Raw genomic sequence first — 20,660 nt, 5'->3', positions numbered from 1 at the left:
GAGGGGTAACTATGACCTTGCCTGTCCAGGCGAGCGCGACCGCGCTTGCGTCTGCAGAACCGCTTGTACCTGCGTTTTTCGACGAGGACCAAAGAGCGCGTGCCGCGAAATACGAACAGCAATGGGACGTAATGCACCAGCGTCCCGAGCGACTGGGCGGCACCATGGTTGCGGCCAAGCGCGTTCTCGCTGGCAAAGAGCAGTACAAGAAAGTCGAACTCGCACTCGGTATCCCGTGGCCGGTTGTCGGCTGCATCCACGAGCGCGAGTCGTCGTGCGATTTCAAAACGCATCTGCACAACGGCGATCCCTTGACCAAGCGGACCACGCATGTCCCCAAGGGTCATCCGCAGGCGGGCTCGCCGCCGTTCGAATGGTTCGAGAGCGCCATCGACGCGCTGATGATGAAGCACGCCGACACGTTCGGACCTTGGACGATCGGCGCGACCGGCGTGTTTCTCGAAGACTACAACGGCCGCGGTTACTTCAATCGTGGCTTGCCATCGCCCTACGTGCTGGCAGGTTCCGATCTCTACACGAAGGGCAAGTACGTCGACGATGGCAAATTTAGCAAGTCGTTCGTCGACCCGCAGCCGGGCTGCTTCCCGTTGCTGCAGTGTCTGATCCAGCTCGACCCGTCGATCGTCGGAGAGCAAGAGCAGCCGCTGCTGCCGAAGATCGCCGAGAAGCCACTCGCGATCGCGGCGCCGGCGCCGCCCACCTCTGCGGTAGGCGAAGCTCTGAAGTCCAAAACGGTGCACGCCACGTTCTGGGGCACACTTCTTCTCAAAGCGGGTGCCGTCGCGAGCGTCATCGCTCAGGCATTCAATTCGGCGTTCTCATCGATGCCTGACATCAAGAACGACGTCGACACGCAGATGGGCGTGATCAACGGGCTGGCGTCCACCGCCCGGATCGATCTCACGACGGTCACGACCTGGTTGGGCGTCGTCCTGCTGCTCTGGGCGATCAGCCGACACATCGATCTCAAGAAGTGGCTCAACCGAGGGGGTATCAACTAATGTGGATTCTTAATCTCATCGCCAAAGGCGGCCTTTGGGTCGTCGGCAAAATTGGTCTGTCCGGTCTCCTGAAGACGGGCCTATCGTTCACATTCCCCGGATGGGGCACGCTTCTCTCGATGCTGCTCGGCGGCATTCAGACCGCCGCCGCGTTCGTATGGGAGCAACTCTCCAAGGCCATTGCTGATTGCGTGAAAAACCCGCGGGTTGGCATCATCATCGGCATCGCGCTCGTCGCTGGCAATTGGTACGGCTGGAACAACGGCCACAAGCAGGGCGAGGGCGACCTCGAAACCTACCGCCAGGAAGCGGTCGTCTATCAGCAGCAGGCGGACGCAACCGCTGCGGCTGCCAAGACAGCGAAGGAAAAGGCCGAGGCTGCGGAGCGCGCGAAGATCGACGCCGAGAAGAAAGCTTCGGACACGGCTGCGGCGCTCGCCGTGGCCAAGGCGACGGCCGATGCCAATGCGAAAGCGCTCGCCGACGCCAAGGCCGCGGCTGCGAAGTCGAAGCGCACGCGATCGAGTGCATCGATCCGAGCGAAAAAGACGGTTGATCCGTGGTCGGCTTGGGTCACTCAGATCAAGAAAGCGTTCGGCACCTAAATGCGAGCCGCTCTTGTAATCTCCGCCACGCTAGCGCTTGCGGCGTGTGCGGAGACCAAGGCGCCGCCGCCGATGGTGAAGGAGCGCGCCTGCAGCGTTCTCGATCCATACACCGGCCGCGTCTCCGACATTAAGCCGGATGACGCGCGCGTGTGGACGGCAGGGACTAACGCCGCTTTAGCCGAGTTGTGCAAAGGCGAAACGAAGTAGCTCGATCGAGGGGACAATGACGCAGGTATCGGGGGCCGCGGGCCATGAATTTGCCGACGGGGGACGAGAACGACTCGCGCGTGCTTTTGGGTCGGCTTATCGAGCGGATCGACCAGACGGACAATTGGGCGACCGACTGGATCAATTACTACAACTTTCGACTGGAAGTTGGGGCGAAGGAGATGGCGAATTTGGGATCGCGCGTCGCTTCGCTCGAAACGCACCTCCGTCTAACAGGCCCGCCGGGGCCGGAGCATCACGAGGCGGAAAAGAAGCGCAGCATGGTACACGCGTTGATCGAACTTCTGATCGAACTCATCAAGGCGGCGAAGGAGTTCGTCGAAGCGGTCGCGTCTCTGAAGGAAGTCGCGATAGCCATCGCGATAATCGTGGCAGCAGCCAGCGTCGCGTCCCATCCGGAAGCATTGAAGGGGCTAATCGATACTTACGTTGCAAGTGGCCGCGAAGGGCACGAGTAGGTTTATGGCTGTTGGCGTTCGCCATGTCGATCGGCGCGGCCGTGGCCGTTGTCATGACGCCGGCACGGCACGCCAAGCTATCGAGCGAGTCGCATCACGAGACAGCACAGGAGCGGATTGAGGCGGCCCGGCGCGTTGCGGAAATGTCGGCGGGGGCCGTTCGGCACTTGGACCGGCCGCCAATCGCCCAATTTTGACTCATGGCGGGCAAACGCCATCCTGCCCGCTACATCAATAGCCAAGCTTCGTTCTGAGCCGACGTTGAGCAACCCCCTCGCGTTCGTCGGTTCATAGCGCGCGCCCTCTCTCCCGGTGCGCGCCGCGCTCGCCTCTGCTACCATCCCCGCGTGGTAGCAGGGGCGGGCTTTTTTTGTTTGAGGGGCAGACCATTTTCGTGTCTCACTCGAAACGGCAGTCATAACAAAATCAATGCGTTAGAATACCCGCATTTGAGGCACGAAATTGGGACACGGCTTTGATTTAAAAGAGAATCGCCCAGACTTCTAAGCAGAGGGTCGCAGGTTCAAGTCCTGCCGGGATCGCCATTGATTTCAGTCATTTGCAGCCGCCCCAGAGAGAACATAAGTGGAATCCTTTGTTCGAGAAAAGTCGCACGTGCGACTTCTTTCGACGGTGTAAGGGAGCTGGCGATGCACGAGATGAAGTTGAGCAGGGCGTTCACGCTGATCGAGCCGGGGCCCGTTGTGCTCGTCACCACGCGCGACGCGGAGAAGAACAACATCATGACCATCTCATGGACGATGGTCATGGACTTCACTCCCGTATTTGCGATCACGACAGGCGCCTGGAACTATTCCTTCTCGGCCCTGCAAAACACGCGGGAATGCGTTATTGCCATTCCCACGATTGATATGCTGGACCGGGTCGTGGGCATCGGGACATGTTCCGGTAGCGATGTCGACAAATTCGCGAAGTTCAAGCTGACGGCGCGCGCTGGAAAGTCCGTCCAGGCGCCGCTGATCGAGGAATGCCTCGCCAACATCGAATGCAAAGTCGTCGACTTCGTCTCGCCGCACAATATCGTCGTGCTGGAGGCGCTCGCCGCTTACCTCAATCCGCAGCGAAAAGAAAAGCGGATGATCCATGCCGTCGGCGACGGAACATTTATCGTTGATGGCCGCAAGTTCGATCGCAAGACGATGATGGCCTCCAAGCTTCCGTCCGGTCTTTGAAGCAAAGGCCACGTGCGCATTGGAAGGACGCCGCGTCGTCATTCGAAGCCTCATCTGCTCAGCCGGCGGAATGAGACTTTCGATTTCCGACCGCAATGCTTTCGCCCAATTCTATGATCTCAGCGGTGATCTCTTCCTGACGCACGATTTGCCTTCGTGCCTGCAGGCCGCCGAGCTGCTTCTGGATTTCGCGATAGGCCGACGCCATCGCTTCCATGCGGGCTTCGTTCTCGGCGGCGAACGCGTTCAACGCAGCGTCGCAAAGCTCCGCGTGAATGTAGTCTGCAGTCAGGCTGGCGAGGACGCGCGCCGGCTTCAGGTTCAGCAATGGCGGATCATTGACAGCGCTCTGCGGAAACGCATTGGGGTCCAGCGGAAAAAGATGACGTCTCTCAAGACCGTTGTGCGCAAACCAAGCCTCGAGGCGTGTGACGCTTCCCTTGGCGATCCGGGTGTAAAGCTCTGCAATCAGCCGGTCGGCGAAGCGAGGGATCGACGCTGGATGTGCTGGCAATGCGCCCTGCCAAACGGGTTTCAGGCCTCGCTCGAGCGCCAGCGTCGCGCCGCGCGTTCCGACAATGAAAACCTCGGCATCGCGCAAATCGGCAATCGCGGCGTCGAGCAATCGCCGGCTGAAGGCGCCTGCGAAACCCTGCTCAGCAAGAAACAGCACGACGACGCGTTTGCCGGCTGCTCCCGATTGATCGCGGTCCGGTAGCAGCGCCAGCGTGCGCCCGATCGCAGCCGCCAGGCTTTCGGCATAGAGCTTGACCGCGATCAGCCCGCTGCGCGCCTGTTGAGCGCGGGCCCCCGCGATCCCCCGCATCGCATTCACGACGGTACCGAGTTCGCGAATGCTTGAGATATGTGCGTTGATGTCCGAAAGACGTTCGCTCATGCCATGAGCCCTTTCAGTGCCGAACGAAGCTGAGCTTTGCCGGCGTCATCGAGCGTTCCGTCTGCAGCGATTTGGTTGACCGCGCCGCCGGTGACGTTGGCGAGGGTGTCCTTCAGTCTGGTGCGTATCGCGCCGATTTTCTCAATCGGCAGTGTGTCGAAAAGGCCGTCTTGTACAGCAGTAACGAGAGCGATCTCTTCGGCGAGCGAATACGGTTCAAGCTGCGATTGCGCCAGGATCGCGCGAATGCGTGCACCGCGCGTCAATTGCTGCTTCACGCGAGCATCGGGCATGCCGCCAAAGCGAGTGAACATTTCAAGTTCGAGAAATTGCGCGTAATCGAGTCTGAGGGTCGACGCGGCATCGCGCAGAGCCCGCGCTTGCGTCTTGCCGCCGACACGGCTGACACTGAGGCCGACATCGACCGCAGGCTTCTGTCCTTGATAGAACAGTTTTGAGTCCAGCACGATCTGGCCGTCGGTAATCGAGATCAGGTTGGTCGGAATGTACGCACTCAGATTGCCCGCATCTGTTTCTGCGATGGGCAATGCCGTAAGCGAGCCGCTGCCTTTCTCTTTCGAGAGCTTTGCAGCGCGCTCCAGCATCCGTGCATGCACATAGAATATATCGCCGGGATAGGCTTCGCGGCCGGGCGATTGATGCGTCAGCAGTGCGATTTCGCGGTGACAGGCTGCGTGTTTCGTCAAATCGTCGACGACGATCAGCGCATGCTGGCCTCGGTCGCGAAAAAATTCTGCCATGCTGAAACCGGCGAAGGGCGCAATCCACTGTAATCCCGGTGCGCTCGCTGATTCAGCGACGACAACGATCGTGCGCTCCAGCGCGCCATGCAATCGTAGTGCCTCGACGACACGGGCAACGCTCGCGCTTTTCTGTCCGATCGCCACGTAGACGCAAACCACGTCGCTCGCTTTCTGGCTGATGATCGTATCGACTGCGATGGCAGTTTTGCCGATGGCTCGGTCGCCGATGATGAGTTCACGCTGCCCGCGCCCCAACGCGAACAGCGCATCGATCACCAGCGTTCCCGTCTGGACCGGTTCGGTAACGAGATCGCGCTCGATGATGCTCGGAGCGGGTCTTTCGATCGGCAGCCAGTCCTTAGCCGTAAAAGGTTCCAATCCGTCGAGCGGCCGGCCGAGCGGATCGACAACGCGTCCGAGCAGCATTTCGCCGACCGGAACGCGAACGACGTCGCCCGTGCCGAAGACGCGATGTCCGGCCTCTACACCGACGGCGGCATCGAGCAGAACGCAGCCGATGCGATCGTCATCAAGGGTCTGCGCAAATCCAAGCTGGCCGTGCTCGAAGTGCACGAGTTCATCGAGCCGGACGCTGGACAAGCCCGACACCATGGCGATGCCGTCGGCGGCGCTCTCCACCCTGCCAACTTCCTCGGCATAGGGGCCGATGGCGGCAGTCGCTGCCTTCTGCCGCGATCTTACGAGCCAGGCGTCGGCGTCACTCATGCGTCAACTCCGAGCGGATGCGGTCGAGATCGTCGCGCCAACTGTTGCCGATCACCATATTCGGCGTGTCGAGCACGAATCCGGCGATGAGCTTGGGATCCGTTGTGAAGGCGATGTCGGGCGCTGTGCCTAACGCACCATTGAGCATGCGCCGGCAGTCCGACTGCTCGTCCTCGGTCAATGACGATGCGCTGATGAGTTTCAGCGGTTGGCCGGCGAGCGCTTGACGTTGCCCGGCCGACAGCGCCGCGATTTGCTCGCGAAGGCCGTCGAGAAATCCGGCTTCGATCGACGCGGTATTGACCCGTGCTAAGAGACGAGCAGCAATGTCGACTGCAAGGGCGGCCGCTTGTCCTTGCAGCGCCTTGTGAGCGTCCGCTTTCTCTTTCGCAATGGATGCTTCCGATGCGGTTCGCAGCGCTTCGATCTCTTTCGTCGCGGTCTCGACGCGGCGAGCACGCTCCTGAGCGGCATCCGCAGCGGCTTTTGCGAGGATGGCTTCTCGCTCCTTCTGCAGGCCCGCGCGTTCGGCATTTATTGCCGACAAGGCTTTGTCAGCTTCCGCCCGTTTCGCCGCCGCGTCTGTGAGATCTCGCATCGCCTCGGCGCGCCGCTCATCGAGCATTGCGGAAACCGGTTTCCAGAAAAAACGTTGAAGCAGCCAGACCAGAACGGCGACGTTGATCGCTTCCAGCCCGAGCGTCCACCAATCGATCGTCATTTGAGGAGCGGATTGGCAAAGAGCAGCAGCAGCGCAATCACGAGGCAATAGATCGCCATCGTCTCGATCATCGCCAAGCCGACGAACAGCGTGCGTGAAATCGTGTTGGCTGCTTCAGGCTGCCGGGCGATCGCATCCATCGCGGCTGCGACGGCGCGGCCTTCGGCAAGGGCCGGACCGATGGCGCCAAACGAGACGGCCATCGCGGCAGCAATGATGCTCGCGAAGGAAAGCCAATTCATTTCGTCGTCCTTTCATCTGAAGTTTTCTCGGGTTTTCCTTCGCTGATCGCGCCTGCGATGAACACCATCGCGAGCACGGCGAAGATGTAGGCTTGCACCGCTCCGGTCAGCAGATCGAGCGCCATCAACGGGATCGGAACCAGCAAGCCCGCCAGCGACAGCACGATGCCGATGACGAAGACCCCGCTCATCACATTGCCGAAGAGGCGCACGAGAAGTGAGAACGTCCGCGTCAGGCTCTCGACGAAATTCAGCGGGATCATCAGCGGCGTCGGAGAAGCGAACGTCGAGAGATAGCCTTTCACGCCGCTGGCGCGGATGCCGAAGTAAATGACGGCGAGGAAAACGAGAAACGCGAGCGCTGCGTCCGTCTCGATATGCGCGGTCGGCGGCTCGATGCCGGGTACAAGTTCGGACCAGTTAGCAACGAAGATGAAAACGAAGAGCGTGCCGATGAAGGCGCGGTAGGGACCGGGCTCGGCCTGCATTGTGTCTCGGATCTGGCCGTCGACCGTTTGCACGATCAATTCGAGAAACGCCTGGAATCGCGAAGGCTGCAGCGACAATCGCCGCGTCGCGACCCACGCGCCACCCGCCAGGAATGCCATGATCGCCCACGTCACCAGGACGGGCGCGGTGATGGGCACCGGACCAATGTGGAAGAGAACGTCAATTGAAAGCGGCGACTTCACGATGCGGCCCTCAACGCAAAATGCCGGGCCGCAAGGAAGCCGAGCGTCGTCAGCAGAAGCGGCAGCGCGCCTTCAAATGCTGCGATCCCTGTCAGAGCCACCGCAAGAAGTGCAAGGCGCAGGCCTGTCCACGTCAGCGCTGTCAGCATGCTCTCCTGGATGAGATGCGCGCTTTTCCAAACGCCATGAAAATAGAGCCGCCCGATTCCGAAACCCAGGACCGGATGAAGCAATAGAAGCGGCAACTGTATCGTCTCGGGGAGGGCAGCGAAGCTCATGCGTTATTCATCCATCTCCAAGCAGACCAACATCCGAGCGCGAGGCCAAGAAACAAAAGCGGCGCCGTCCAAAACAGACCGCTTGAGAATTCCCGGTCCAGCCAACGGCCGGTGAATAGTCCCAGCAGCATCGGAGTCACGACAATCCAGCCGAGGACGCCGATTTGCGCGAGACGTTTGGCGACAGTCGGCTCGCCCTCGCGTAGCCATCGGCGGTGGCGCTCGCTGCGCAACTGCACGCTTTCGGCCAGCGGATCTTCGTTTTGTTTGCGATCGTCGCTCATAGCGATCGACCCCCGCCGTCGGGACGGAGCCGCTGCATGATCCTGCGAATGGCCGCAAGCTCAAGCTGCGCCCCGCCGACACGTTCGTTACGCTCGGCATCGAGATCGTCGCGAAAGCGGGCGAGCACCACATCGTGAAGCGTCGCAAGATCATCGCCCGGCACGGCTTCGCGTGTCGTGATCGAAACGTCTTTTCCTGCCGTAACGCTCAGCAGGCCGCCACGCACGGCGCAATAATGCCGGCTGCCGTCGGCACGCTTCCAATCGACGACCGATATCGTGAGGCTCGTCAGAAAATCGGCATGACCGTTCATGATGCCGAAGCCGCCGCTTTCATCCTCGGCGCGGACGGATACGATGGCGTCTTCGTCAATGGCGACGGTCAGCGGTGTCGTAATGCGAAGCCTCATGCCGCCGTCCTCGCCTCGTGCTCTTTGGCCCGAGCATCCTCCAGCGAGCCGCACATATAAAGCGAACTTTCGGCCCAATCATCCGTCTCGCCGTCGAGGATGGCGCGGCAGCCTGCCAGCGTCTCTTTTCGCGAAACGCTTTTGCCGGGCATTCCGGTAAAGGCTTCCGTCACGCTGAAGGGCTGACTGAGAAAGCGCTGCAGCCTGCGCGCGCGTTTGACAACCAAGCGATCCTCGCTGCCCAATTCGTCGACGCCGAGCAGCGCGATGATGTCTTCGAGATCCTTGAAGCGGGCGAGTGTTTCCCGCGCGCGTTCGGCGAGCGCATAATGATCGGCGCCGACGATCAGCGGATCGAGAAGCACCGACGACGAAGCCAACGGATCGACGGCGGGATAAAAGCCTTGGGCCGCAAGATTTCGAGACAACATGATCATGCTGTCCATGTGTGTCGAAATTGCTGTGACGGCCGGATCAGTGAAATCGTCGGCGGGCACGTAGACCGCTTGGATCGCAGTGACCGCGGCTCCGGCGACCGACGCGATACGCTCTTCCAAAGCAGCGACTTCGCTCGCAAGCGTTGGTTGATAGCCGACGCGCGACGGCAGCCGCCCGAGCAGACTTGAAATTTCGCTGCCCGCCTGTACGAAGCGGAACACGTTGTCCATCAGCAGCAGAACGTTCTGGTGGCGCGCATCGCGGAAATGCTCCGCGATCGTCAGTGCCGTCATCGGCACGCGCCAGCGTGCGCCGGGCGGTTCGTTCATCTGTCCGTAGACGAGCACGGTATGTGCCAGAACGCCGGAGCCGCGCATATCGGTCAGCAGCTCGTGGCCCTCGCGCGACCGCTCGCCGACACCGGCAAAGACCGAAATGCCGCGATATTTCTCCGCCATCGCATGGATCAGTTCCATGACCAGAACCGTCTTGCCGACGCCTGCGCCGCCGAACATCGCAGCTTTGCCGCCTTGCGGCAGCGGCGCCAGCAGATCGATGACCTTGATGCCTGTCTCGAACAGTGCCGACGAGCCGGTCTCATCTTTAAGACGCGGCGGCGCGGCGTGAATGCCGCGTGTCGGGACATCGGCCGGTAGCGGCGCGCCTTCGTCTCCGACGTTGCCGACCACATCCAGAAGACGGCCGAGAACGGCTTGCCCGACCGGAACTGAAATCGCGCTGCCCGTCGACCGCACCGGCGTGCCGCGTCTCAACCCAGACGTCGACTGCATCGCGACAGCGCGCACGGTTGCGGCGTCAAGATGGCTGTGGACTTCCAGCACGAGCCGGCCCGGTCTGTTCCATGCCACGTCGAGCGCGGTCTCAATGCCGGGAAGACCGGCGTCGAAGCGGATATCGACGACGGCTCCACGGACCGCGATCACCGTTCCATTCAGTTGAGGCGACATGTCAACAACCGTTGGCTACGTTCGAATCCATTTCACGATACTGGGCCATTTATCTTTGAGGGTATGCGAGCCCATAAACAGTCCGATATGTCCGCCGGGAACGGTTTGCTTGGCGATGAGGGAGGCCGGTGTTCCGATGTATTTGCTGGCATCGAGAACCTGCTCGGGCGTCGTGATATCATCCGCCGCACCGGCCAGAAGATAGGTTGGGCACGTAATCGAACGTAGATCCAATTTTCTGCCGAGGGCAACGAATTCGCCTTTGGCCAGACGATTTTCCTTAAAGATCTGAGTGATGACTTCGAGATACCAACGCCCCGGCAGATCGAGTGGGTTCTCGTACCAGCTCTCGAATTTTTCTTCCTTGGCGATATAGGCCGGATCGTCGATGTGCTCGTAAAGATCGACATAGTTTTTAAAGTAGTGCTCCTCCGGGTGCATGTTCTTCCACCCCTGCAGCATGAAGCGGCCCTTCATGAGGCCGCCACCGAGACGCACCAGTTCTTGGTAGAATGATATCGGATAGGTGTGCGCCATCCGCTTGATCGGACCGTCTCCCGCGTCGGTATCGATGGGAGCGCCGGCAAGGACAAGCTTGTTGACCTTTTCGGGGAAGCGGGCGGCGATCATTGCCGCGAACCAACCGCCCTGACATAGCCCGATGAGATCGACTTTGCCGCCGAGATCGTCGATCGCGACAATCAAAGCCGCTAGGTAATCGTCGACTTCGAGGTCTTTCATATCAGGCGTCGCCGATTTCCAATCGGTCAGCACGACGTGCTGAATGCCGCCCCCCATGAGCGTTTCGATGAGGCTTTGCCCCTTATTGAAGTCGGCGATCATCGCGGTGTGACCGGCAAACGGCGCAATCACCAGCGCGGGCATGCCGCCTTCGGCGCCGTAGTCGCGCAACGTCATTTCACGCAGGTCGAGGCGGACTTTATTAGGCGTCGCAAGCTTCGGCTTGAGGCCGGTGTCGAGCTTGACGGCTTCGTCGAGAAACCTCAGGTTCTTTGCATAGATGTCCAGGCCATCGACGCTTAGCTGCTCAGCCAAGGCCATCGGCCAAAAGACCGGTACGCTAAACAGCGGCGTCGAAGCCTGTTTGGGCCGACTGTCAATCTTGGGCATAAGGCGCCTCGTCCAGAGCTTCCTAGTCTCATCTGACGCTAAACCGTAACCGCGTGCGAACGTTGGGCTAGATCAAGTTTAGAGATTTTTGCAGCACGTTCACGCCGCTTAAGTGTCGCTCGGAAAATACCGGCGGAGGCGGCAGGCGGCGAGCGCATCAGGTTCGCTGAATGGGAGCGCTGCAACGGCAATTCGAATTTAAGCAAGTTTGAGAGAACTCAAAATGCCCGGAACCGGGTCTTGTTAACGTGCGTTCGCAGTTTGGGCCCTTAGCCGCGACGCCGGTGGCGTGCTATATGGCTGTCAGTATCGCGTTCTTGAGGAGTTGAGCCATGGCAGCGGCACGGTCCTTTTGGAAGGGACATTTGCGCCTCGCGCTCGTTACCATTCCCATTCGTCTCGTTAGCGCCACCGCTTCGGAAGACAAGATCGCGCTCCATCAGGTCGACCGCAAGACGAAGCAGCGCATCCGCTATCAGAAGGTGGCGGGTGAGGGTGGCCGCGTCGTGCCGCAGGCCGACATCGTCCAAGGCTATGAACTCGATGATGGCAACTATGTCCTATTCGAGCCTGACGAGCTCGACAAGCTGAAGCTCAACACCCGCCATACGGTCGAGTTGACAGAATTCGTCGATGCTTGCTCCATCGACCCGCTCTATTTTGACAATCCTTATTATGTTCTGCCCGACGGTGACGTGGCGGAAGAGGGCTATCGCATCATTCGCGACGCGCTGCGTGCTACCGAAAAATATGGCGTCGGACAGCTGACGATCCGCGGCCGCGAAAATCTCGTGGCGATGAAGCCCTGCGGCAATGGCCTGATGCTTGAGACGCTCCGCTATGCCAACGAGATCCGCGACGCTGACGAGATCTTCTCCGGCATCGGCTCAAGCAAGCTGCGACCCGAGTTGGTCAACATGGCGAAGCAGCTCATCGACGAGCGGACGCGAAAGTTCGAACCGTCGGACTTCAAAAATCATTACTCCGAAGCATTGCGCGCCCTTGTGAAGGAAAAGGTCGAAGGCGGCCTGTCGACGGAAGTTGCAGGCGGCGGCGACGAACCTTCGGGCGGCACGGTCATCGACTTCATGGAAGCGCTACGTCGCTCGACAGGAAAGTCGAAAGCCAAGCCCACGAACACACGCACCAAAACGGCAGCTGCACGCCAGAAGCGCGAGCCCGTCAAGCGGGCTCCGCCGAAAGCACAAAAGCGGAAGTCGCGCGGCCGGTGATTTTTGGTCCAAAATGTCGCAGACTCGTGATACCTTTCACGAACACTGCGAATTGCTCCGGCTCGCTGAGCGGACTTTGAAGGTCCACAGCGGTTTCTCGTAAAATGTGAGACGGGTCGCGATCTCGCCTGATTGCAACAGCAAATTCAGGAGGCTCGAAATGCACCCGTTCTTTGCGCTTTGGATGTGGATGTTCCTGACGCCGCACTTGGCTCAGACGATGTTCTTCCCCTTCACCTGAGATATTTAAGTCTCGATCACTTTAGTGATAGGGCGGCGAACGTCTTTTGCGGGCTTATCTTCCCGCAAGCCTTTGAACGCCGCGTGTCTCAGCAACCCATCGCCCGTCCAGGCACGATACTCGATCTGTGCCACAAGATCGGGACGGACCCAGACGACGTCTCTGCGCTGCAGATTCGTCAGCGGTCCCTGGACCGGGGGCGCATCGACATGAAGCGGCCTCAGCCTGCGCATCAGGTCGGCCGCGGTTCGATGCGTGTACCCGGTGCCAACCCGTCCGGCATAGATCAATCGCTTCTTGTCGTAATAGCCGACGACCAGCGCGCCGACCGCGTTCGGCCCGGCGCTCGAGACGAGGTAGCCGACGATCACGAACTCATCGACCTGAATACATTTCGATTTCAGCCAGTCGTCGTGCCGGCCCGAGCGATAGGGCCGGTCGATCCGCTTCGAAATGATGCCTTCGAGGCCGAGACTGCAAGCATCTGAAAGCATGCGTGCGCCGTCAACGGCGAGATGCCCGCTGTATCGGATCGGGCCGGCCTTCGCCCGGCGCACGAAGAGCTTCTCAAGCAGACGTTTGCGATCTCGCAGCGTCGCGCCGATGAGATTGAGGCCATCGAGATAGAGAAGATCGAAACAGTGCAGAACGAACTTTTCACTGCGCCCGCTTTTCAGCGCGGCGGCGAGCGCCGAAAAGCTCGAATGACCATTCGCGTCTTCGACGACAAGCTCGCCATCGATGATGGCTTTTCCGCGATGAAATTCGGCGAGCGCCTTTGCAAGCCCGCCGAAACGATCGGTCCAGTCGAGCCCGTTGCGCGTCAGCAAGCGAACGTCGTTACGGTCGATGCGGGCCTGAATGCGATAGCCGTCGAACTTGATCTCGTGCACCCATTCCTCGCCGATTGGCGGCTTCGCGACGAGCGTCGCCAGGCAAGGCTCAACGAATGACGGCATGGCCGACTTGACCGCGCCTTCGATTTTGGATGGTGAGACTAGACCGCGCCCGGATTTTAGCGCCGAAGCCTTCAACGGGACCGATCGCGGGCGTTTTACCGGCGCTGCTTTTCGCACAGGCTCACGATCCTAGAAGTTTCTTGATCGCGGTCTTCAGCGGCCGCTCGCTGTCGCAATAGTCTTTCCATGCGGATGATTTTTTGAGGAGCGCAGGTACGCTGTGCACGGTGAAGCGTTTGGGATCGAGCCCTTGTTTCACTTGCGCCCACGTCAGCGGCATCGACACGGTCGCCCCTGGCCGCGCACGCGGAGACAATGGTGCAACGGCAGTCGCCATGCGATCATTGCGCAGGTAATCCAGAAAAATGCGGCCCTTGCGCAGCTTCTTGGTCATCTTGATGAGATAGGCGTCGGGGCTGTCCTTGGCCATCTGTTGGCACAAGGCGCCCGCGAACGCTTTAGCTTCGTCCCACCCCACGCCCGCGCCGCCGCGTGTCTTCAGGGGCGTCACGACGTGAATTCCCTTGCCGCCAGTGGTCTTGCAGAATGCGACAAGACCGACATCTTCGAGCCGCTCGCGCAGTTCGTTGGCCGCCACGACAACGCGGCCGAAATCGACATCCGGCGCCGGATCGAGATCGAACACCAGCCGCCCCGGAATGTCGGGTTCGAACGGCGCACAGTTCCAAGGATGAAATTCGAGAGCCGCGATCTGCCCGAGCGCGATCAGGCCTTCCACCGAATTGACTTCGATATAAGGCTCGCGATCGCCGGAGATTTTCACGAGGTCGATTTCCGGCGACATCCCGCGCATGGCGTGACGCTGAAAGAAGCTCTGCCCGTCGATACCGTCGGGCGCGCGAATGACGGAGCAGGGCCGCCCCTTGATGTGGGGCAGCATCCACTCACCCACAGTTTCAAGATAATGCGCAAGATCGAGCTTGCTGACGGCCTCTCCCGTACCGCCGGGCCAAAGCTCTTTCTCTGGGTGAGAGATTGCGATGCCGAGCACTTTGTCGGCGGTTGACGGCGCATCCGATTGCGACTTGGTTCCTGTCTTGCGCATCTTGCGAACGGGTGTCCGTTTCAGCGGTTTCTTTCGGGCTGCAGGCTCAGGCTCATCGTCATCCGGTGATGCGTTCGAATGCCAGACCGCATCGGGCCGCTTGGCGCGCCGCCCGCGAAGAACGAAAGGTTCGGGTCCATGGCCTTCGCCCGCTGCGATCTGCGTCATTGTCCGCTTCGAGGCGACGGAGCGATCCTGCGACAGGATCTTGTCGGCGTCACCCGCGTGCGCGCCTTCGTCCTTATGCTTGATGAGCAGCCAGTTATTGCGCTTGCCGCCGCCGTAGCGATCGTTTTTCATTTTGACGAGTACCCAGCTGCCTTTGAGCTTCTCGCCTGCGAGCACGAATTTAAGCTCGCCGTCGCGCAGTTGTTGTTCCGCGCTCTTGTCTCCGACCGGCGCCCAGAAACCGCGGTCCCACAGCATCACGGTGCCGCCGCCATATTGACCTTTGGGAATGGTGCCTTCGAAATCGCCGTAGTCGAGCGGATGATCTTCGACCTCGACAGCAAGGCGCTTATCTTTCGGATCGACGGAGGGACCGCGCGTCACGGCCCACGATTTGAACACGCCGTCGAGTTCCAGCCGGAAGTCATAATGCAGCCGTGTCGCGTCGTGTTTCTGAATGACGAAACGCAAATGCTGCGCCGGACGGACCACCGACGTGCCGCTGGGTTCCGCCGTTTTGGTGAAATCACGCTTGGCGCGGTATTCGGAAAGCTTTCTCTTCGCCATTCGACTGCATCCGGACCAGAGCTCGCCGCGACAAGTGTAAGGCTCGGCAATGCCTGCGCGCTAGACGTAGATCAAAGCAAAGCCGCTGGGAGCGCAAGGCTCCCGAGCGGCCCGGGCGCCGTTTGACAGGCGCCTGACGTACGCTGGTGCATCCGTCTGGCTATCCAACGGCAACCGGGCACGTCTTGTTCCACAACATTTCGACCGCTGGGCAATTCCATTTCCCTGCAACGAACGGACTTGCGTTTGCGCCACCTCAAAGAGTTCCCTTCCGGAACTGCGACATTTACCCGGAAGTTTAGTCGCTAAGGATGTCGTGAGGGCATCCACCTGAGAGACCTAAGGAGTTTTTAGTATGAACCTCAAGATGATCGCGGCGCTGGGAGCTGCGTTGCTCCTGGCGCTCGGCAGCGCGACTGCCGATGCGCGAAGTGGAGGTGGCGGCTTCCACGGCGGCGGTGGCTTCCACGGTGGAGGTGGCGGCTTCCGTGGTGGCGGAGGGCACTTCGGCGGCGGCCGCATGGGTGGTGGTGGCTTTGCAGCGCGCTCGTTCCGTGGCGGACCGGGCTTTAGCGGGCCGCGAGCTTTTCGCGGACAAGTGTATCGCGGACCGCGCAATTTCGCGCGCGTTCCGAACGGCGGCCGCGCCTTTCGTCCCGGAAGGAGATACGGATACGCCAACGCAAATCGCTGGCGTGGTGGCGGCAAGTACTGGCGGCACGGACGCCGTTGGCGCGGCTATCCGATTTATGCCTATGGCGGCTGGCCATATTACGGTTACGGCTATTATGACGATTACTATTATGACGCCGGCGACGATTGCGGCTGGCTGTATCGCCGGGCCGTGCGTACCGGTAGCCCGTACTGGTGGCGGCGCTATCAGGCATGCGTAGATTGAACGCGTCTCGATAGAGAGACAGCGTCCAAGCAGAAGGCTCCGGAATGCATCCGGAGCCTTCATTATTTTTTATGCCGATTTGAAGATCGAGTTACGGGCTGGAGCTTCCCGTTCCCTGCGGCGAGCTTGGGACGCGAGCGCCTGGGTTCGACCCTGCCGCGGGGTCATTCGGTGTTCCCGTCGAAGGGCCAGGCTGAACATTTTCGTTCGTTGTCGGATCCGCCGGGATGCCTGCCGGGCTCGTCGCGCCGGATTCGCCCGTGCTCGCGCCTTCGTTGGCGGGAGCAGGCGTCACCGTTGTCGGCTTGCTGCCCGGCACCTCAGGTCTGACGCCGGAACTATAGTCCGCAGCCATCGCGCTGAGCGAGCCGGCTGCCACGAGGGCCAATGCAGCGGCGCCGACTTTGAAGCCTTTCATCGCGTTTCTCTCCTTTTCTTGTTGCCGTTTGCAGTCCGGAAACGGACCCCGGACGCGGATGGTTCCGCGTCCCGTTGGCTCGAAAAGAAGGTAACGAGGTGGCCGCTAACGCCCGCGTTCCGGCAGCATCCGCTCCACAATCTCGCGATGGAGACGAAGCTCGTCTTCGGCTTTGGCATAGAACTCAGTCAGCTTGCGCACGAGCATTTGCGGCTCGGACGCCAGCGAATGCCGCAGCTCCGATAATGGAGGAGCATTCTTGCGGTAGGCATCTGCCCCCACCGCCGCCACGCCTCTGAGCAATACGATGGATGCGGATGTGGTCGGGCGCTCGCCGGAAATCTCGCAATACCGCAAAATTTGCGAAAAGATGCGCAGACGCCAGTCGTGCAGATTCGGCCGGTTTCTCCAAAGCTCAACGGCCTGCCGATGGCAGGCTTGCTCGATGAAAGTCATATCTCGACAGTGTCCCCCTGACGAAAAAAGCCAACATCCCCGCTTTCTTCGCTAACTCGAACGTTGATCGCCGGTTCCACTCATGATCGCGTTTATCAACTGTCTGGAATATGCAATCATTGCGATGGAATCACATCGTTCGCGTTGCGAAGAGACTGACTTCAGAAAGCGGCGATTGTTGGTTTCACGCAGTCGTCGCACACAGGCGTCACATCTGGTCCCGTGGCTCAATGGATAGAGCGTCGGAATTCGACTCCGAAGGTTGCAGGTTCGAGCCCTGCCGGGATCGCCACGCGTTGGCATCTATTGCGAAGGAAATTGCAACGGTGCTCGTTATCAACATTTAACCTTGGAGCACGATTTAAAATCTTATGCTGGAAGCCGAGCGAAGCTTGCCTAGGTTAGCTTTGCCCACGGTCACCACCGAAATGTAGCGAGTGCGTACCATGACCTTGTCCCCCCGCGGCCCTCACGTTCTATCCAAGTCCTGGAGCGCCCGGTCGCTCATCGTGTCGCTCGTCAAGCCGTTCATGATATGCGGCGCCCTTGCCGTCGTGCAGATCCCTGGGCTCGCCATTGCCGAGGATGCCGCGCCGCCCCCCAACGTTCCGAACATCGAAGCCGCGCAAGCCATTTCGACACCGCCCGCGGAAACGCCAGCTCCCCTGACCGGTGTCCCAGCGGCGCTTTGCACCAAGCTTTCGACCACGCTGGCCTTCGATACAAGCGACCGCGCCGACGTCGTCTCATTCTATCAAGGTCGGCAATGCCGACCGCTGTGGGTCTATGATAAGGGACTGACGCACGCCGCTGACCTCGCGATCGCCGAATTGGGCCGCGCTGGCGAATGGGGTCTCGACGCGTCCGATTTCAACGTCACTGCCGCTACGAAAATGCTCGATGACGGACAATCGTCGCCCGAAGAACTCGCTGCAGCCGACATTGCAATCACCGGTGCAATTCTGCACTACGCCCATCAGGCCGAAGGCGCACGCATTCCGGACCCCGAAAAGCAGCTTTCCTATTATCTCGATCGCAAGCCGGTCATTACGCCAGCCTCCGGCGTTCTGGCACAGATTGCTGACAAGCCCGACCCTGATGCAGTGCTGCGCGGTTTCCAGCCCCAGCAGGATCAGTTCCCGAAGCTGAAAGCTCTGCTCGCCAGCCTGCGCGGCGAGCATGAAAGCAAGCCGGTCGTGCCGCAAATTCCGAAGCGCGGCGCAATGCTCGCGAATGGCGCTCGCTCGCCCGACGTCGCAATATTGAAGCAGCGCTTTGCGATTGCAACGTCAGGCGACGATGCTTCGCTGTTCAACGATGCGCTCGAAACGGCGATCAAGCAATTTCAGGAACAGAACGGCCTTGCCGCTGACGGTTTCGTAGGTCCTGCGACACGCGCGGCGCTGGCTGGTGACGATACGAAATCGACAGCCGACAAGATCGAAGCCGTCATTGCCAACATGGAAGAGTGGCGCTGGATGCCGCGCTCTCTCGGCGATACGCACATCCTGGTCAACGTGCCCTCATTCTCAATTGCACTGACAGAAGACGGTAAGACGCTGTTCAGCGATCGCGTCGTCGTCGGCACCGCCGACAAGGAGACCCCGATCTTCTCCAAGGATATGACGACAATCGTCCTCAATCCGCGCTGGAACATCCCGGATTCGATCAAGCTCTCGATGCTGCTGTCAGGCCGCTCCATCGAGAGCCAGGGGTATGTCGTCATGCGAAACGGCCGCCGCATCGACAGCACCAAGGTCAATTGGGCGAAAGCCAACTTGAGTGCCTACAACTTCTATCAGCCCGCAGGCGACGACAACGCGCTCGGCGTCGTGAAGCTGCTCTTTCCGAACAAGCACTCGGTCTACCTGCACGACACGCCGTCGAAATATCTCTTCGACAAGCCCGTCAGGCTCTACAGCCACGGCTGCATGCGTGTACGCAATCCGCAGGTCTTCGCCCAGGCCATCCTGGACATCGATAGGGGCGACGCCGCGCCCAACGTGAAGCAGCTCATCCGTCGCGGTCCGATGGACAACGAGGTCAAGCTCGAACGGCCCATTCCCGTCCACGTCGGCTATTTCACGGTCTGGGTCGATGATGGCGGCAAGGCCCACTACTACGACGATTGGTACGGCCATCAAAAGCGCGTCGAGCAAGCGCTTGCGGGCAAGTGGGACGCAATCGACGTCGCGACGGCGCCGCCACTCGATACCGCGGCTTTGAAAGCGGTGCGCTTCACTCGCAGCAGCGACCGTCTCGCCCCGCCGATGGGCCTGACCAATGGCAGCAGCAGCGGCAGCTATCGCAAGTACGATGGCGGCGTCGGCGATATCATTCGCCAGGTGCTTGGCTTCTAAATGGAAAAGAGCGCCGATCCTCAGGCGCTCTTCATCCGTTCGAATCCAGCGGCAAGATCGGCGATGAGATCCTCAACCGCTTCGAGGCCGATGTGGAATCGCAGTGCCGGTCCCGGACCCTGCCAGCGCGTCGCCGTGCGGTAGGATGTCGGGTCGAACGGCACGACGAGGCTTTCGTATCCGCCCCAGGAATATCCCATCCCGAACAGCTTCAATCCGTCAAGGAACGCCGCCAGCGCTTTCTGTGGCACGGGCTTGAGAACGATCGAGAACAAACCGCAGGCGCCGGTAAAGTCGCGTTTCCAGATCGCGTGGCCCGGATCGTTCGGCAATGCCGGATGGAGAACGCGGTCAACCTCGGGCCGCGCCGCCAACCATTCCGCGACCGCAATGCCTGAGCGCTGATGCTGCTGGAGACGAACAGCGAGCGTTCTCAGCCCGCGCAAGCCGAGATACGTTTCTTCCGAGCCGGGACAGGTGCCGAGACGTTCTTTCGCATCGTCGATGAACTTCGCGGCTCGCGCATTGGCCGTGACAGTGCCGAGCATCGCATCGGCATGCCCCACGATGTACTTGGTCGCCGCCTGGATGGACACGTCCGCGCCGAGCGCCAGAGGCTTGCAGAAGAGCGGCGTCGCCCAGGTGTTATCGGCCAGCACCCAGATGTTCTTGGCGTGAGCCGCCACCGCAATCGCTGGAATGTCCTGCATCTCGAACGTCTGCGATCCCGGCGCTTCGACCATGACGAGGCGCGTATTCGGGCGGAACAGTTTCGCGATGTCCGCGCCGATCAGCGGATCGTAATAGGTGACCTCCACGCCGAGCCGCGTCAGCATTTTGTCTGCGAACGTGCGGGCCGGCTGATAGACGCTGTCGAGGATCAGGACGTGATCGCCCGCCTCGGCGAATGCCAAAATCGCCGTCGAGATCGCGCCGAGGCCGGACGACGTCAAGATCGTCGCGGCGCCGCCTTCCAGCTGCGTGATTGCCTCTTCGAGCGCGCGCGTCGTCGGCGTGGCGCGGCGGCCGTAGGTGTAGGGCTGCGAATAGGCGCGAAGGGCGTCGAGCGTCGGATAGAGAACCGTCGATCCCCGATAGACGGGCGTATTGACGAAGCCGTGCTGTTCGAACGGCTTTCGCCCCAGGTGCACGACGTCGGTCTCGGGACGCTCTCCGCGCTCGGAACCTTCCTTCTTTACAGTCATTCTAAAGCTCTCCGGGCGGGTTCGGCCGT

At 60.6% G+C, this 20,660-nt stretch carries 23 protein-coding genes and 1 tRNA gene; 9 read left to right on the top strand and 15 right to left on the bottom strand.

The window, feature by feature from the left end; translation table 11 throughout:
• The first annotated feature begins 11 nt into the window (after positions 1–11).
• The 5 genes from HYP802_RS22940 to HYP802_RS0113890 all read left to right on the top strand — a co-directional run bounded on the left by HYP802_RS22940 (position 12) and on the right by HYP802_RS0113890 (position 3,509).
• Positions 12–1,022 carry a hypothetical protein gene (locus HYP802_RS22940; RefSeq protein WP_024275943.1) on the top strand — a complete coding sequence of 337 codons (1,011 nt, stop codon included), beginning with the start codon at positions 12–14 and terminating at the stop codon, positions 1,020–1,022.
• Positions 1,022–1,627 carry a hypothetical protein gene (locus HYP802_RS22370; protein WP_024275942.1) on the top strand — a complete coding sequence of 202 codons (606 nt, stop codon included), beginning with the start codon at positions 1,022–1,024 and terminating at the stop codon, positions 1,625–1,627. The genes HYP802_RS22940 and HYP802_RS22370 overlap by 1 nt, the downstream gene beginning before the upstream one ends.
• Entirely contained in the window at positions 1,628–1,837 is a 210-nt protein-coding gene (locus tag HYP802_RS0113905) for a hypothetical protein (RefSeq protein WP_024275941.1), read from the top strand.
• Between the two features lie 44 nt (positions 1,838–1,881).
• Entirely contained in the window at positions 1,882–2,316 is a 435-nt protein-coding gene (locus HYP802_RS0113900; RefSeq protein WP_024275940.1) for a hypothetical protein, read from the top strand.
• Between the two features lie 650 nt (positions 2,317–2,966).
• Positions 2,967–3,509: a flavin reductase family protein gene (locus tag HYP802_RS0113890; protein ID WP_013948063.1), complete on the top strand. Its 543-nt coding sequence runs from the start codon at positions 2,967–2,969 to the stop codon at positions 3,507–3,509.
• Positions 3,510–3,567: 58 nt separating this feature from the next.
• Here the strand turns inward: HYP802_RS0113890 and HYP802_RS0113885 are convergent, their stop codons facing one another.
• Genes HYP802_RS0113885 through HYP802_RS0113840 form a run of 10 tightly spaced genes read right to left on the bottom strand, consistent with a single transcriptional unit; the run spans position 3,568 to position 11,061 of the window.
• The gene (locus HYP802_RS0113885) at positions 3,568–4,407 is read right to left on the bottom strand and encodes a F0F1 ATP synthase subunit gamma (RefSeq protein ID WP_013948062.1); all 840 of its coding nucleotides are present in this window, start codon (positions 4,405–4,407) and stop codon (positions 3,568–3,570) included.
• Positions 4,404–5,897 (bottom strand): F0F1 ATP synthase subunit alpha, encoded by a 1,494-nt coding sequence (locus HYP802_RS0113880; protein WP_013948061.1) that lies wholly within the window; start codon positions 5,895–5,897, stop codon positions 4,404–4,406. Before HYP802_RS0113880 ends, HYP802_RS0113885 begins: the two co-directional genes overlap by 4 nt.
• Positions 5,890–6,618, bottom strand: coding sequence for a F0F1 ATP synthase subunit delta (locus HYP802_RS0113875; RefSeq protein ID WP_013948060.1), 729 nt, complete (start codon positions 6,616–6,618; stop codon positions 5,890–5,892). The genes HYP802_RS0113880 and HYP802_RS0113875 overlap by 8 nt, the downstream gene beginning before the upstream one ends.
• Positions 6,615–6,860, bottom strand: a complete 246-nt coding sequence (locus HYP802_RS0113870) for a F0F1 ATP synthase subunit C (protein WP_013948059.1) — start codon at positions 6,858–6,860, stop codon at positions 6,615–6,617. Before HYP802_RS0113870 ends, HYP802_RS0113875 begins: the two co-directional genes overlap by 4 nt.
• Positions 6,857–7,552, bottom strand: coding sequence for a F0F1 ATP synthase subunit A (locus HYP802_RS0113865; protein WP_013948058.1), 696 nt, complete (start codon positions 7,550–7,552; stop codon positions 6,857–6,859). Before HYP802_RS0113865 ends, HYP802_RS0113870 begins: the two co-directional genes overlap by 4 nt.
• Complete coding sequence (locus HYP802_RS0113860; RefSeq protein WP_013948057.1) at positions 7,549–7,830, bottom strand: ATP synthase subunit I; 282 nt, start codon at positions 7,828–7,830, stop codon at positions 7,549–7,551. The genes HYP802_RS0113865 and HYP802_RS0113860 overlap by 4 nt, the downstream gene beginning before the upstream one ends.
• The gene (locus HYP802_RS0113855) at positions 7,827–8,114 is read right to left on the bottom strand and encodes an AtpZ/AtpI family protein (RefSeq protein WP_013948056.1); all 288 of its coding nucleotides are present in this window, start codon (positions 8,112–8,114) and stop codon (positions 7,827–7,829) included. The genes HYP802_RS0113860 and HYP802_RS0113855 overlap by 4 nt, the downstream gene beginning before the upstream one ends.
• A complete protein-coding gene (locus HYP802_RS0113850) occupies positions 8,111–8,524 on the bottom strand; it encodes a F0F1 ATP synthase subunit epsilon (RefSeq protein WP_013948055.1) in 414 nt (137 codons plus the stop codon). Before HYP802_RS0113850 ends, HYP802_RS0113855 begins: the two co-directional genes overlap by 4 nt.
• Positions 8,521–9,930, bottom strand: coding sequence for a F0F1 ATP synthase subunit beta (gene atpD / locus HYP802_RS0113845; protein WP_013948054.1), 1,410 nt, complete (start codon positions 9,928–9,930; stop codon positions 8,521–8,523). The genes HYP802_RS0113850 and atpD overlap by 4 nt, the downstream gene beginning before the upstream one ends.
• A 15-nt stretch (positions 9,931–9,945) precedes the next feature.
• Complete coding sequence (locus HYP802_RS0113840) at positions 9,946–11,061, bottom strand: alpha/beta fold hydrolase (RefSeq protein WP_013948053.1); 1,116 nt, start codon at positions 11,059–11,061, stop codon at positions 9,946–9,948.
• Between the two features lie 332 nt (positions 11,062–11,393).
• On the opposite strand from HYP802_RS0113840, the gene HYP802_RS0113835 reads away from it, so the two are divergent.
• Positions 11,394–12,293 (top strand): Ku protein, encoded by a 900-nt coding sequence (locus tag HYP802_RS0113835; protein ID WP_013948052.1) that lies wholly within the window; start codon positions 11,394–11,396, stop codon positions 12,291–12,293.
• A 246-nt stretch (positions 12,294–12,539) separates the two neighbouring features.
• Here the strand turns inward: HYP802_RS0113835 and ligD (HYP802_RS0113825) are convergent, their stop codons facing one another.
• Positions 12,540–13,493 carry a non-homologous end-joining DNA ligase gene (ligD, locus tag HYP802_RS0113825; protein ID WP_155831227.1) on the bottom strand — a complete coding sequence of 318 codons (954 nt, stop codon included), beginning with the start codon at positions 13,491–13,493 and terminating at the stop codon, positions 12,540–12,542.
• Between the two features lie 121 nt (positions 13,494–13,614).
• The gene (gene ligD, locus HYP802_RS0113820) at positions 13,615–15,294 is read right to left on the bottom strand and encodes a non-homologous end-joining DNA ligase (protein WP_024275939.1); all 1,680 of its coding nucleotides are present in this window, start codon (positions 15,292–15,294) and stop codon (positions 13,615–13,617) included.
• Positions 15,295–15,649: 355 nt separating this feature from the next.
• Here ligD (HYP802_RS0113820) and HYP802_RS23655 point away from each other — a divergent pair, with 355 nt between their 5' ends.
• A complete protein-coding gene (locus tag HYP802_RS23655) occupies positions 15,650–16,192 on the top strand; it encodes a hypothetical protein (protein WP_024275938.1) in 543 nt (180 codons plus the stop codon).
• A gap of 91 nt (positions 16,193–16,283) precedes the next feature.
• On the opposite strand, the gene HYP802_RS0113810 is transcribed toward HYP802_RS23655, so the two are convergent.
• On the bottom strand, positions 16,284–16,610 hold the full coding sequence (locus HYP802_RS0113810; RefSeq protein ID WP_024275937.1) for a hypothetical protein: 327 nt from the start codon (positions 16,608–16,610) through the stop codon (positions 16,284–16,286).
• A 105-nt stretch (positions 16,611–16,715) separates the two neighbouring features.
• Positions 16,716–17,066, bottom strand: coding sequence for a hypothetical protein (locus HYP802_RS0113805; RefSeq protein ID WP_024275936.1), 351 nt, complete (start codon positions 17,064–17,066; stop codon positions 16,716–16,718).
• Between the two features lie 216 nt (positions 17,067–17,282).
• Here HYP802_RS0113805 and HYP802_RS0113800 point away from each other — a divergent pair.
• Positions 17,283–17,358: transfer RNA gene (locus HYP802_RS0113800), tRNA-Arg, on the top strand.
• Between the two features lie 154 nt (positions 17,359–17,512).
• The gene (locus HYP802_RS0113795) at positions 17,513–19,426 is read left to right on the top strand and encodes a L,D-transpeptidase family protein (RefSeq protein ID WP_029670991.1); all 1,914 of its coding nucleotides are present in this window, start codon (positions 17,513–17,515) and stop codon (positions 19,424–19,426) included.
• Between the two features lie 20 nt (positions 19,427–19,446).
• On the opposite strand, the gene metC is transcribed toward HYP802_RS0113795, so the two are convergent.
• Positions 19,447–20,631, bottom strand: a complete 1,185-nt coding sequence (gene metC / locus HYP802_RS0113790; protein WP_024275934.1) for a cystathionine beta-lyase — start codon at positions 20,629–20,631, stop codon at positions 19,447–19,449.
• Positions 20,632–20,660: the final 29 nt, after the last annotated feature.

It is taken from the genome of Hyphomicrobium sp. 802, assembly GCF_000526135.1.
Classification (GTDB): Bacteria; Pseudomonadota; Alphaproteobacteria; order Rhizobiales; family Hyphomicrobiaceae; genus Hyphomicrobium_B.
The sequence above is the reverse complement of the archived record's forward strand: the minus strand, read 5'-3'. Positions and strand labels throughout refer to the sequence as shown.